The organism is Rhodanobacter glycinis (genome assembly GCF_006438785.1).
Lineage (GTDB): Bacteria > Pseudomonadota > Gammaproteobacteria > Xanthomonadales > Rhodanobacteraceae > Rhodanobacter > Rhodanobacter glycinis_A.
In genome coordinates this window covers 51,196-64,297 of sequence record NZ_RCZB01000007.1, presented here as the reverse complement: position 1 = coordinate 64,297, position 13,102 = coordinate 51,196, and the positions used below count along the sequence as shown (strand labels likewise).

Below are 13,102 nucleotides of genomic sequence, written 5' to 3'. Positions count from 1 at the left end.
GACGAATCAGGTCGTTCGAGTCAGCTTTTCACCAACCCATGTAGTGCCCGCCATTGATCGCCAGGTTCGCCCCGGTGATCCAGGCGGCCTGGTCGCCTGTGAAGAACGCCACCGCGTGCGCGATTTCATCCGGGCGTCCAAGCCGCCCCACCGGGATCTGCGCCACGATCTTCTCGCGCACTTCCTCGGGTACCGCCATCACCATGTCGGTGCCCACGTAGCCGGGCGAGACGGTGTTGACGGTGATGCCGAACTTCGCGTTCTCCTGCGCCAGCGAGATGGTGAAGCCGTGCATGCCGGCCTTCGCCGCGGCGTAGTTGGCCTGGCCGTACTGGCCTTTCTGGCCGTTGATCGAACTGATCTGCACGATGCGCCCCCACTTGCGCGCGCGCATGCCCTCGATCACCGGGCGGGTGACGTTGAAGCAGGCGTTCAAGTTGGTGTTGATCACCTCCGTCCACTGCTGGTAGGTCATCTTGTGGAAGGTGGTGTCGCGGGTGATGCCGGCGTTGTTGACCAGGATGTCGATCGGCCCGCACTTCTCCTCGATCGCGCGGATCATCGCTTCGCTGGCAGTCGGGTCGCAGACGTCGCCCTGCACCATGCACACCTCGATGCCATCCGCCGCCATCGCCTTGCGCCAGGCTTCGGCCTTGTCCGGGTCGCGATAATTGGTGGCCACCCGATGTCCCTGTCCGGCGAGGTAGCGAACGATCGCGCTGCCGATGCCACCGGTGCCGCCCGTGACCAATGCCGTGCGCTGTGTCATGTCCTTGTGTCTCCTGTGGAGGTGAAGCGGAAGGCTGTCGCAGCGGATCATGGCAAGCCAGTGTTGCAATCATTGCCATGCGGAACCGGCGCGTACGCCCATTTATAACGTTTCAGCGGACAGAGTGACCGCTGCAGTGCGGCAAAACGGTGGGGTCGAAATTCGCCAGCGCGTGGGCCAGCAACTCGTCCACGCGGCACGCGGCCGGGGCCGCCGGCAGCTGCAGAAACGCCAGCGCATGTCGCAATGCCGGCAGCGGGGCGTGTGGGTCCACCGGAAACGCCTGGTCGGATTTGGACAGCTTGCGCCCGTGGGCATCCAGCGCCAGCGGCAAGTGGCGATAACCCGGTGTCGGCAGGCCAAGGCAGCGCTGCAGCCAGATCTGCCGCGCGGTGGAATCGAGCAGGTCGCGCCCGCGCACCACCTCGGTAATGCCCTGGAACGCGTCGTCCACCACACAGGCCAGCTGGTACGAGTAGAAACCCTCGACCCGGCGTATCACGAAGTCGCCGCCTAGCTTGCGCAGGCTCTGCCGCTGCGGACCCTGCAAGGCATCGTCGAACGTGATCTCGATATCCGGCGTGCGCAATCGCCATGCCGGCGGGTAGACCGGGTGCGGCGGTGCGATGCAATGACCGTCGCGGTGGATGCCGTTCGCTCCGGCCAGGTCGCTGCGGCTGCACCAGCACGGAAAGATCAGGTTCGCGGCGCGCAGCTGCTCGAACGCCGCGTCATAGGCCTGGATACGCTGCGACTGGAACAACGCCGGCGCATCCGCCACCAGGCCGAATGCCGGCAGCGCGGCGAGGATGCTGGCCGCGCTGCCGGACACTTCGCGCGGCGGGTCGATGTCTTCCACGCGCAACAACCATTGGCCGCCCGCCTGCCGCGCGCACAGCCAGCTGCCCACCGCGGCAACCAGCGAGCCGAAATGCAGGTGCCCGGTGGGCGAGGGGGCGAAGCGACCGCGGTACGTCATGGGCTCATTCTAGGGGAGGTGCGCATGGCCGGATGCGCAGCGATGGCGGCCCGCGCCCTTGAAAGCGGGCGGTGCCGCCCCGAATTTTCAGCTCACGCCACACTCCCTTCATGACTGCCACCCAGAGAGACAGCCATGCGTCGCATTGCATTGTTCATCGGTACCAACCTCGCCGTCCTGCTCCTGCTGAGCATCGTCTGCCACCTGTTCGGCATCGACCAGATGGCGGCCGCCCGCGGCTATGGCGGCATGACCGGCCTGCTGGCCTACGCCGCCGTGTTCGGCATGGGCGGCGCCTTCATTTCGCTGGCGATGTCCAAGATGATCGCCAAGTGGTCCACCGGCGCGCGGGTGATCGAGCAGCCGCAGAACGAGAGCGAGCGCTGGCTGGTCGACACCGTCCGTCGCCACGCGCAGAACGCCGGCATCGGCATGCCCGAGGTGGCGATCTACGACGCGCCGGAGATGAACGCCTTCGCCACCGGCATGACCAAAAACAGCTCGCTTGTGGCGGTCAGCTCCGGCCTGCTGCAGCAGATGGATCGCGAGCAGGTCACCGCCGTGCTCGGCCACGAGATCGGCCACGTCGCCAACGGCGACATGGTCACGCTGACGCTGATCCAGGGCGTGCTGAACACGCTGGTGATCCTGGCCGCGCGCATCGTCGGCCGGCTGGTCGACAGCTGGATGGCGGGCGGCCGCGACGACAACCGCGGAGGCAGCGGCATCGGCTACTTCGTGGTGGTGATGGTGCTGCAGCTGGTGTTCGGCTTGTTCGCCTCGATCATCGTGGCGGCCTTCTCGCGCTGGCGCGAGTTCCGCGCCGACGCGGCCGGCGCGCAATTCGCCGGTCGCGGAGCAATGATCTCCGCGCTGCAACGACTGAAAGGTAATCACGGCGAGAGCACACTGCCGCAGACGATCGCCGCGTTCGGCATTTCCGGCCCGCTGACGGACGGCCTCAAGAGATTGTTCATGAGCCATCCGCCGCTGGACGAGCGCATCGCCGCGCTGCAGAGCGCCGCGTAAATACCGTCGGGCCGTAAACTTCAGATCCGTCACGCCGGCCTGCGCCGGCATGACGAGTCAAACCATTCAACATCCACGCAACAACGGAACATCCACGCATGAACGCACCCGCCGAAACCCGCAAATTCGAAGCCGAAGTCGCCCAGGTGCTGCACCTGGTCACGCATTCGCTGTACTCGCACAAGGAGATCTTCCTGCGCGAGTTGATCTCCAACGCGTCCGACGCCTGCGACAAGCTGCGCTTCGAGTCGATCGCCAAGCCGGAACTTTCCGCCGGCGACAGCGAGCTGCACATCGACGTGAGCTGGGATCCGGACGCGCGCACCGTCACCATCCGCGACAACGGCGTCGGCATGAACCGCGACGAGGTGGTGGCCAACATTGGCACCATCGCCAGCTCCGGCACCAAGCGTTTCCTCGAAGCGATGTCGGGCGAGCAGAAGGCCGACGCGCGGCTGATCGGCCAATTCGGCGTGGGCTTCTATTCCGCCTTCGTGGTGGCCGACAAGGTCACCGTGATCACCCGCCGCGCCGATGCGCCGGCGAGCGACGGCGTGAAGTGGGAGAGCGACGGCAAGGGCGAGTATTCGCTGGAACAGGTCGAGCAGGCCGAGCGCGGCACGTCCGTCATCCTGCACCTGAAGGCCGACGAGGATGAGTTCCTCAAGCGCTGGCAGCTACGGTCGCTGATCACCAAGTACTCCGACCACGTCGCCTTCCCGATCCGCATGCCGGTGGAGAAGGATGGCAAGCCGACCGACGAATTCGAAACCATCAACGCCGCCTCGGCGCTGTGGACCAAGCCGAAGTCCGAGATCAGCGACGACGATTACCAGAGCTTCTACAAGTCGCTCGGCCACGACTTCAACGACGCGCTGGCGTGGACGCACAACCGCGTCGAGGGCAGCCAGAGCTTCACCACCTTGCTGTACATCCCGTCGCAACCGCCGTTCGACCTGATGATGGGCGGCCGCGACGAGCGCAAGGGGCTGAAGCTCTACATCAAGCGCGTCTTCATCATGGACGCCGCCGAAGAGCTGCTGCCGAACTACCTGCGCTTCGTGCGCGGTGTGGTCGACGCCGACGACCTGCCGCTCAACGTCAGCCGCGAGATCCTGCAGCAGAACCGCCAGCTCGAGCGCATCAAGTCCGCCTGCGTCAAGCGCGTGCTCGACCTGATCGAGAAGCTGGCGAAAGACGAGCCGGAGAAATTCGCCACCTTCTACAAGGCGTTCGGCAACACGCTCAAGGAAGGCATCAGCGAGGACGCCAACAACCGCGAGCGCATCGCCAAGCTGCTGCGCTTCGCCTCCACCAAAGGCGAGGGCAGCGCGCAGACCGTCTCGTTCGACGACTACATCGGTCGCATGCCGGTGGGCCAGGACACCATCTGGTTCATCACCGCCGACAGCCACGCCGCCGCCATCGGCAGCCCGCAGCTGGAAGCGTTCAAGGCCAAGGGCACCGAAGTGCTGCTGATGTCCGACCGCATCGACGAGTGGATGCTCGGCTCCCTGAGCGAATACAGCGGCAAGAAACTGCAGAACGTCGCCAAGGGCGAACTGCCGCTGGACGAGGCCGACAAGAAGAAGCAGGAGGAATCCGCGAAGGAGGCCGAGCCGCTGGTCAAGAAACTCAAGGACCTGCTCGGCGACCGCGTCGGCGACGTGCGCGTCTCCGCCCGCCTCACCGATTCGCCGTCTTGCCTGGCGCTGGCCGATTACGAGATGGCGCCGCACCTGGCCCGCCTGCTGCGCGAAGCCGGCCACGACATGCCGGAGAACAAGCCCACGCTGGAGATCAATCCGCAGCATGCGTTGCTGAAGCGCGTCGAGGCGGAAACGGATGAGGCGAAGGCGAAGGATCTGGCCACGTTGCTGCTGGAGCAGGCGGAGATTGCCGCTGGGGCGCAGTTGCCGGATCCGTCGGCGTTTGTGCAGAGGTTGAATCGGGTGTTGTTGGGGTGAGGCGCGGGGCGCCTTGCTGAGACGAGAAGGCCGCCGACTTGGCGGCCTTTTTTTGTCGCCATCCACTACCACTTGCCACTCCACTCCCTATCCCTCGTCATTCCGGCGAAGGCCGGAATCGCTTCTGTGGTTGGCCTTTAGCGCAGAGCTTTCGTGCTCCTACGGAGCCCGAGTCACTTTTCTCTTGCGTGGCCAAGAGAAAAGTAACCAAAAGAGAAGGCCACCCCGCTTGGCGCTTGCCGGGCATCCATGCCCGGCAAGTCCGTGAGCTGGGGCCGGGCTTTTCGACAGCACATCCCTGTGCTGGCGAAAAGGAATCGGCCTCCTGCCGATTCCCGCTACGCGGCCTGTCGTCCCCAGCTCACCGCCGCGCAGGGGCCCCGGGTAGAGCAGCGGGCCATCCTGGCCCGCACTCGGTACGCCCGCTACGCGGGCGATGTGGGACTTAGGCCGAGTGGTTGGTCGCCGGAAGTAGCTCGAACCCAGATACTCGACCCCACCCGAACGGCTCATCAGGATGGACGGCGATTTCGACACTTACTAGATGTTGGTTGCTTTCACATCACTTATCACGATTGAGCCACTGGCAAAGTCCGCGGTCGCGCGTCGCAGTTTGACGTCGGCGTATGCTGAGTAGCGCTGCAGGATCGTGCCTAACTCGCTTTCCAGCACTACCGTTGACCGTCCCCCAAGAATGACGCTTCGAACACATTCGCGGGGAAAGTGAATGAGGTGAATCGGGTTAGTAACGTCTGTTTGAGTGGACGGATCTACTGGCACCAGCAAACGGTGCTCGCGCTCATATGCCCAAGCGCTTTGCTTGGCGCAAAGCACCGAGGTGCCATCCAGATCAGCCAGTTTCTCATGTGCGCTCAAGTTGTTCATATATCGAACGGGTCGAAGATGGAAAAACTCATCCTCTTTTGACCGACGCCGATCGAAGAACGGGTGTGTGCCATCAAATTCGATGGCGTAGCCGCGGTGTTCTGATGCGTAATGCGACCACATAAGTGGGTTTGTCGGGTCGTCCGTGAAACTGATGATGCCTATTTTGGAACCCAGCTGCTCGTGGAGGATTTCTCGCGCGCGTGACGATAGGGCTGGAAGTTCGTGAGAGACCGCCGTGCGAAAATCCCGGCGCGTTTTTTCCATGCCCTGTCGGATCTCGTCCTGCGCCATGAGGACGCCTACGTTCTCTTTTGACAACCGAGCACGAATGTTTTCAGGTAACTGCTCGTAAACCCTATCGAGCAAATTTTCCTCTGAAGCCTGTTCGGCAAGGATGCTCGTGAGATCGCTCATTTCAAAAATGGTTCGGAAAAATGGTTTGAGTTCAAAAGGGTCGTTTAATGCGTCGGCTTGTGTCGCACGGAGCGTGGCGTTATCGAGTGCCTGGGGCCGATCAGTCGCTAGATATTTGTAGATCAACATTAAATGTCAGTTCCGATGGATTTCTACAGGAGAAATGTCTCTAGACATCGAACCATGGTCCATCTTCGAAATCTCCGTTTTCCTCGAGTATCTATAGCTTGGGTCTACGCATGTTCCTGCCAAAGCAGTAGCAAATTCTTCGAATTTTTCTTGTAGCGCCGCTGCCACACCGGGACGCGGGCGGGAAAATTGCCGTGGTCGAAAACAAGGAGCACAGTGGACTTTCTGGCGGAAAAATTTGGAGCTAGTGCTTGAAGCAATGATCGCGGTGCCACGCGAGATAAGTTGCGTGAGGCCGCAGGTCGGGGTTGGTCGGTATTTGTAGCTTTCGCTCCGGCAAGATCAGCTTGTCGAGTCCATCGGGCACGCCATGCGGAGACAGCAAGATAGTGTAGTCATCGGCGAAGCTGAGCAGGCCGCGGTCGAACAGCCAATGAGCCGTGCCGGTAAGAGCGATGCCGTTGCGAACGGTGTCCGGGCCATCAGCTTCCACCGAGCGGATATGCGCGGCCTGCACCTCGGGGCGGCCGCCGCCGTTGATCAAGCGCAGGCCGGTGACGGCGCAGGTGTTGGCGTAGGCACTTCGGACGTGTCGCCGGAAGGCGACATCGCGGAATTTCCGTAGGCCGACCTGTTCGACTAGAGGGTGAACGACGTATTCGGGTACGGGTTCGGCCACTCGGTCAGCCAGCTCCCAAGGTTCGGGTGCGGCAGACAGGCCTATCTGCACGATGCTGGCGAACTCGTCGGCCGGTATCAGTCGAACCGAACGACCGAACGCGCCCTTGTTGGCTGAACCATCTTCTTTTTTCAGGCGGGATTCGTGGTACGCCGGCCCTTCGCGGAAAGGTACGGCTTGGTCGAACTCCAGGAAGTTCTGTAGGTGGGCGTAGTGGTGATCTGCTCGCTCCGAGTCCTGTGTGACGTTGGTGACTTGAGCTAATGCGAAATACGCCTGCCGACCGGTGGCACTGTTCGGACCGGTTGTCCGGCGTGGCTCGTAGTAGACGATCCAGTCGCCGATCGTCTGCTCGACCTGTCGCAGGTAGGTGCGAGGGAAGTGGTAGCGCACTTCGATGCGATCGTCGTATGCCGAGCTTTCCGAAGCGGTGAATATCGCGTTGGTCATGTTGCCCTATGAAATGCTGGTTAACGATGGAAACCGGGGTTTGGGGAGGGGCTCTAGACATATCCGTTTCCGAATATCGCCGTACGAAGGAATATCAACGTAGCGGCATCTCCTTCACCCTCTTCTCCAGAATCTTCATCGACTCGGCGTTTCTCTTCTTCCACTCGCGAAACTCTGCGTCGCTCTGCGAATTGCTCGCATAGATCACTGGCTGGGCGCGTGGCGTCGGTGCTGTGGAGCGATGCGGGATCGGTAGTGGTTGCGGTGTGAGTGTGGGCTGGAAAGCGACAGGGGATGCAGCACCCGATCCTGTCCGCGACATGCTCGCTGTGGAGGACGAGAGCCCTGCAATCAGAAACAGGCTTGCGACCATGCTTCCGATGAGAGCCAGTGGCGTGTCCATCGGGCCTTTGGAGCGGGCCTTGGTGGTTTGCAGCGAACGCACGGTGGCGATCAGCTCACCGCCATGGATCAGTTCGATGGGCTTGCCTTGCGCGAAGCGATGGGCGTCGCCGGTGTAGTCGCCGAGAGCGACAATCTTTACGGCGGCAGATTTGTGGTGCACGAGCAGGCCGTACATTTCGCGCACGACTTTGACGCCGACTTGTCGGTTCTGCCATTGCTTGCACTGCACCAAGGTGATCTGGCCGCTCTTGCGCAAGATCAGATCGATGCCGCCGTCGGCGCCACCGAGGCCGGTTTCTTCGACGGCGTAGCCTTGGCGACGAAACGCTTCGCCGGCCAGCAGTTCGAATTCGCTCCAGCGCATGGCGCGCAGGCTTTCGATGCCGGTCTGCGAATCGAGGAGCCGGCGGCGCTTGCCCCGGTTGGCGAATGAGGCGAGCGCGCCGATCCAGCAACCCACGAGCCATATCCCTGCGAGCGGCGCCAGCATGCCGCCGCGAGCACCATTCGCGATACCTGCCGAAAGTGGATCGCTGTGGGCGCCGAAGTACCAACCAATGCCGTAGCGGAGGGCGAGATAGCCGATCAGTCCGAGCAGGACACCCGCCTGCCATGGCATCGAGGCGATCTGCTCGATGCCGCCTTGCTTGCGTTTCGCCATATCACTCCCCCCTGAGCACTCCTTGGCGCAGCCACCGTACTGCAAACGTCCGCATGGGGATACCGACCGGCGACGCCTGAGGATCTGTTGGCAACAGTCTGGAGCTTGCGCGCAAGCCTGAAACTCCGAAGCGCAAAGCCCGAACCCTTGCGCGCAACGGTGAAAGCCTTGCGGGCGAAGGTGGTCGGCATGGCGTGCAAGGTGGTGAGCCTTGCGGGCGGGGCTGCGAACCTCGACGTTTCAGGCCTTTGAACCTTGCGCGCGACGTTCAAAGCCTTGCGCACGATGCCTGGAGTGTCGCGCGCGACGCGAAAAGGTTTGCGTTCGACGTTTGGAGGTTTGGCCTGCCGGGCCCGACACCCTCGTGGCCGGAAGTTGGAAGCTTGCGGGGGTGCCTTTGCACTTTGCGCGCAACACCAGAAGCCTTGCGGGTGAGGCTCGCGGGGTTGCGGCAGGAGGCCCGGCGGTCGGCTACGGATCGCGTGCCTTTGAGTGAGGGATTCTCGGGAAAAACAGAACACGGCGAGCGTGCATCTCCGCAGGCAGCTTGCGAAGCCGTGCACCCGGACTGGTTTACATGGGCGCTGCCGCGTCCAGCGCCGGCGCGGCGAGTTGCCGGAAGCTGCGGTCCATGTCGTCCGGCGACAGGTTCGGCTGTTCGTCCAGCCACCAGGCGAGCAGGCCGAACAGCGCGCCGGCGATGAAGCGCACCAGCGGCTCGCGCTGGGTGGCCTTGGCGCGGGAGGGTGGCAGGGCGAGTTTCACGTCGTCGCGCACGAGGTCGATCACGAGGTTCTGGAGGCGCTGCTGCACGGCCGCGCCGCTGCGCTTGCCGACCATGGCGTGGAATACGTCGCGGTGGTGGCCGACATGCTCGAACAGCTCGCGGCTGAAGCCGAACAGCTGCGCACTGCGTTCGCCCGGCCGGGAACGCGCCTCGCGCTGGCGTTGCCGCAGCAGGGTGCGCAGCTCGTCGAAGCCGTGCAGAAGCAGTTCCTCCTTGTCGCTGTAGTGCGCGTAGAACGTGCTGCGGCCGACGTTGGCGCGGTCGGCGATCTCCTGCACCGACACGGCCTCGAATCCTTTTTCCCTGACCAGCGCCAGCAGAGATCCGCGCAGCAGTTGCCGCGTGCGCTGGATCCTGCGGTCTTCGTGTGCGGCCATGGCCCGCCTCCGGTTTCCGGACAATCCGCCGTGCGATGTCCGGTATGAAACAACGCGGTCCCGCCTGTGCTGGCCCGACCGGCCGGCCGCGGACATCATGCCCGCCGCGGAACATCTTTCCGATAACGAACATCATGTGCCACAGCCGAGGCCATCGTCCATGTTGAATCTGCTTGCACGCCGCGCGTCCGGCGGCGCCGCGCGGCTCCGCGCCGGCGACCGCCTGCCACCGCGCGAGCTGGTCACGACGCGTGATCAACTCATCCACGTTCCTGATCCGCGCCATGTCGTGCACCTGCAGTTCCGGCGATTCGCGGGCTGCCCGGTCTGCAAGCTGCACTTGCGCTCGATCGCACAACGGCACGACGAGCTGGTGAAAGCCGGCATTCTGGAGGTGGCGGTGTTCCACTCGTCGAGCGAGGTCTTGCTGCGCCACGATCTTGCCCTGCCGTTTGCCGTGGTGGCCGATTCGCAGCAGCAGCTGTACCGCGAGTTCGGCGTGAAGGCGTCGCTGCGCTCGGTGCTCGACCCGCGCGCGTGGGCCGCCATCGCCCGCGGCCTGGCCACGTTCGGCGCCGGCCGCGAAGCGGGCGAGCCGGCGCTGGGGCTGCCGGCGGATTTCCTGATCGGCGGCGCGGGCGAGGTGCTGGCGTGCAAGTACGGCGCGCACGCGGACGACCACTGGTCGGTCGACGAGATTCTCGAACACGCCCGAGCCACGGATCGGGAAGCATCGGTAGCGCGGGCGAACCATCGCACCGGCGCGGCACAGCCGGAAGCAGGGCATGCCGATGCATAGCGATGGCATGGAACCCTCCCGCATCCTGCTGTCGCGCGCGCTGCATGCGGCACTGGCGATCCTGCTGCTGACCGCCGTGCATCACGCCTACGGCGCGTATGCCTACGACACGCCCTGGCGGCTGCATGTCGTCATCGTGGCGGGCGTAACGGCGCTGCTGCTCTGGGGTGCGGTGCATGTGCTGCGTCGTCGCCCCGCCGGCGTGGCGCACACGGCCGCGTGGGCGGTGTTCTGCCTGCTCGACTTGCTGCTGCCGGTGGCGGGGATCGGCTTGTTCGAGGGCGGCTACAACCATGCGCTGAAGAACGCGCTGTATTTCGGCGGTGCCTCGGCGCCGCTGCTGGCGCGGCTGTTTCCGCCGCCGATGTACGAGCTTCCCGGCGACGGGTTTTTCGAGACCACCGGAGTCCTGCAACTAGTGCTTGGTGTGGTTGCCGCCTGCCGGCTCTATCGCCTCGTCCGGCATGGCCGGCACGCCCGCGCCCGCAGCCGGGCGGGGCAGGCGTGACGAGCCCGTTCCGGCGCCGAGCACGAGATGACTACTGGCAGATATGCCGGCAGCGTTTTCGCGCGATAGTCGAGCGCCTCGCCGCCGGTGCCGAAGCGTGCATCGCTGTATATCCCCCCACAGAGTGGCAACCATGATCCGACTTCTTCTGCTGATGCTGCTCGCGTGCCTGTCGATGCCGGTCGCGTCGGCCACCTTGCATCAATCGTTCGACCTGCAGGTGCCGCAGGCGCCGACGGCGGTGACGATCGGCGGCCAGCGGCAGCTGGTGTACGAACTGCACGCGACGAACTATGCCGGCGTCGGCATGGTGCCCACGAAGCTGGAAGTGCTTGACGCGGATGCCCCGGAAAAACCGCTGGCGTCGTGGGCCGGCCCCACGCTGCTGGCGCGCATGGCGATCGCCGGCACCGACCAGTCGCCGGATACGCACGGCATGCCTGCCGGCGTGCAGGCGGTGATCTACGTGGAGGTGACGCTGCCCGCCGGTACCCGCGTGCCGCGCCAGCTGATCCACCGGCTGACGTACGAGACCACCACGGCGCACGGGCGCGAACCGGGCGATGTGGCCGGTGGCGTGGTGGCGGTCGACCAGCGTGCGCCGGTGGTGCTTGCGCCGCCGCTGCGCGGCGGACCGTGGCTCGCGATCTATGACGCGTCGGTACCGCGCGGCCATCGTCGGGTGATGTTTGCGCTGGACGGCCGGGCGCGGATCCCCGCGCGTTTCGCGATCGACTGGTTCCGGCTGGACGCGAGCGGACGTCATGTGCGCGGTGACGAACAGGCGGTGACGAACTGGCTCGGCTATGGCGCGGACGTGCTGGCGGTAGCCGATGCCAGGGTGATCGCCACGCGCAACGACTACCCCGAGAGCCCCACGTTGAAGAACCCCCGGCATCCGCTGGGCGAGGGCAGCGGCAACTTCGTCTCGCTCGATCTCGGCCAGGGCCGCTACGCGCATTACGAGCATCTGCGCCCCGGCAGCGTCCGGGTGCATGCCGGTGAGCATGTGCAGCGCGGCCAGGTGATCGGCGCGCTCGGTTTCAGCGGCGACTCCACCGGCCCGCACCTGCATTTCCACGTCAGCGACGGTGCCGCGCCGCTGGCTGGCGAAGGGCTGCCGTTTGTCATCGCCGGCTATGACGTACTCGGCGACTATCCGAACCTGGACGATTTCGACGCGGGCAGGCCATGGCGTGCGTTGCCTGCGCACGCCGCGCACGGCCGACGCCAAGACATGCCCGCACCCAGCGCCGTGGTGGAGTTCCCGGGGAAGTAGCGCTCGCCTCAAGAGCTGCCGGTGGCTCGGTCGCCAAGCTTCGTCTTGCGCGCGGGCTGCTTCGTCCACCCTTGCGCTGCCAGCCACGCATCGAAGTCATCGATCCAGTGGTCGCTGCTGGTGCCTTGCCTGCGCATGCCGAAGCCATGGCCGCCGCCGCTGTAGATATGGACCTCAGGTTTCTGGCCCGCGGCCATCAAGGTGTCGTAGAACTTCACTACGGGCGCGCGGGCCACGTCGTCGTCCTGCGCCCAGGCCATGAAGACGGGCGGCAGTCTGGGCGGGATGATTGGCATCACGCCGAACGGGGCGCCGTAGATCAGCGCAGCGAAGTCCGGACGTGCCGCCGCGTCCGGCTGGAGCAGGGCGCCGCTGGCAACCATGCCGCCGGCTGAAAAGCCGAGGATGCCGACCCTCGTCGGCGAGATGTTCCATTGCGTCGCGTGTTGTCGAACCAGCTTGATGGCCTGGATCGCATCGGCGATCCCGTTTTTGCAGGCGGCGTCCATGTCCGGATTTTTCGGGATGCCCTGCTGTTTCTTTTCCTTGAGGCGGTACTTGAGCACGAAGGCGGCAATGCCTCGTTGCTGCAGCCAGCGAGCCACGTCTTCGCCTTCCAGGCTGATGGTCAGCGCAACGCAGTATCCGCCCGGCGCGATGATCACGCCGGTGCCCGTGGCCTTGGCCGGTTCCGGTAAGTAGGCCGTCAACGTCGGCGTGGTCACGTCGAGGACGACGGTACCGACGGGGGTGCCATGCACCACCTGCTCTTGCTGGGTTTCATGCTCGGAACCGGGCGCCGCGCCCGGCCAGATTTTCACGGTGGTCTGTGCGTGGGCGCTGCAAGCGGCGAGCAAGCCGATGGCGAATACGCCCACTGCATATACCGTTGTCTGTCGCATAAGCCCTCCGGTTGCGGCTGGATGCCGCTTGCAGTCTGACCCTATCCCGAAACCAAAGAGAGGTTGCCAGATTCATCTCC

General features: G+C 64.5%; 12 protein-coding genes. 5 read left to right on the top strand and 7 right to left on the bottom strand.

The window, feature by feature from the left end; genetic code table 11:
• Positions 1-28: 28 nt before the first annotated feature.
• On the bottom strand, positions 29-769 hold the full coding sequence (gene phbB / locus EAH75_RS18275; protein ID WP_140654415.1) for an acetoacetyl-CoA reductase: 741 nt from the start codon (positions 767-769) through the stop codon (positions 29-31).
• 112 nt (positions 770-881) lie between these two features.
• Entirely contained in the window at positions 882-1,748 is an 867-nt protein-coding gene (gluQRS, locus tag EAH75_RS18270; protein WP_140806457.1) for a tRNA glutamyl-Q(34) synthetase GluQRS, read from the bottom strand.
• Between the two features lie 135 nt (positions 1,749-1,883).
• Between gluQRS and htpX the strand changes: the two genes are divergently transcribed.
• Positions 1,884-2,777 carry a protease HtpX gene (gene htpX / locus EAH75_RS18265; RefSeq protein WP_140654411.1) on the top strand — a complete coding sequence of 298 codons (894 nt, stop codon included), beginning with the start codon at positions 1,884-1,886 and terminating at the stop codon, positions 2,775-2,777.
• 98 nt (positions 2,778-2,875) lie between these two features.
• On the top strand, positions 2,876-4,744 hold the full coding sequence (gene htpG / locus EAH75_RS18260) for a molecular chaperone HtpG (RefSeq protein WP_140806456.1): 1,869 nt from the start codon (positions 2,876-2,878) through the stop codon (positions 4,742-4,744).
• 540 nt (positions 4,745-5,284) lie between these two features.
• On the opposite strand, the gene EAH75_RS18255 is transcribed toward htpG, so the two are convergent.
• The 4 genes from EAH75_RS18255 to EAH75_RS19675 all read right to left on the bottom strand — a co-directional run bounded on the left by EAH75_RS18255 (position 5,285) and on the right by EAH75_RS19675 (position 9,534).
• A complete protein-coding gene (locus tag EAH75_RS18255) occupies positions 5,285-6,175 on the bottom strand; it encodes a DUF2971 domain-containing protein (RefSeq protein ID WP_140806455.1) in 891 nt (296 codons plus the stop codon).
• Between the two features lie 244 nt (positions 6,176-6,419).
• A complete protein-coding gene (locus EAH75_RS18250; RefSeq protein ID WP_140806454.1) occupies positions 6,420-7,304 on the bottom strand; it encodes an HNH endonuclease in 885 nt (294 codons plus the stop codon).
• Positions 7,305-7,398: 94 nt separating this feature from the next.
• Positions 7,399-8,370 carry a restriction endonuclease gene (locus tag EAH75_RS18245; RefSeq protein ID WP_140806453.1) on the bottom strand — a complete coding sequence of 324 codons (972 nt, stop codon included), beginning with the start codon at positions 8,368-8,370 and terminating at the stop codon, positions 7,399-7,401.
• 573 nt (positions 8,371-8,943) lie between these two features.
• Positions 8,944-9,534 (bottom strand): TetR/AcrR family transcriptional regulator, encoded by a 591-nt coding sequence (locus EAH75_RS19675; protein ID WP_161596319.1) that lies wholly within the window; start codon positions 9,532-9,534, stop codon positions 8,944-8,946.
• Between EAH75_RS19675 and EAH75_RS18235 the strand changes: the two genes are divergently transcribed.
• From EAH75_RS18235 to EAH75_RS18225, 3 genes are all read left to right on the top strand, one after another.
• On the top strand, positions 9,533-10,333 hold the full coding sequence (locus tag EAH75_RS18235) for a peroxiredoxin-like family protein (protein ID WP_206666221.1): 801 nt from the start codon (positions 9,533-9,535) through the stop codon (positions 10,331-10,333). The genes EAH75_RS19675 and EAH75_RS18235 overlap by 2 nt on opposite strands.
• Positions 10,320-10,841: a hypothetical protein gene (locus tag EAH75_RS18230; protein ID WP_140654398.1), complete on the top strand. Its 522-nt coding sequence runs from the start codon at positions 10,320-10,322 to the stop codon at positions 10,839-10,841. The genes EAH75_RS18235 and EAH75_RS18230 overlap by 14 nt, the downstream gene beginning before the upstream one ends.
• 133 nt (positions 10,842-10,974) lie before the next feature.
• Positions 10,975-12,120 (top strand): M23 family metallopeptidase, encoded by a 1,146-nt coding sequence (locus tag EAH75_RS18225; protein WP_140654396.1) that lies wholly within the window; start codon positions 10,975-10,977, stop codon positions 12,118-12,120.
• 8 nt (positions 12,121-12,128) lie between these two features.
• Here the strand turns inward: EAH75_RS18225 and EAH75_RS18220 are convergent, their stop codons facing one another.
• Positions 12,129-12,998, bottom strand: coding sequence for an alpha/beta hydrolase (locus EAH75_RS18220; protein WP_161596227.1), 870 nt, complete (start codon positions 12,996-12,998; stop codon positions 12,129-12,131).
• Positions 12,999-13,102: the final 104 nt, after the last annotated feature.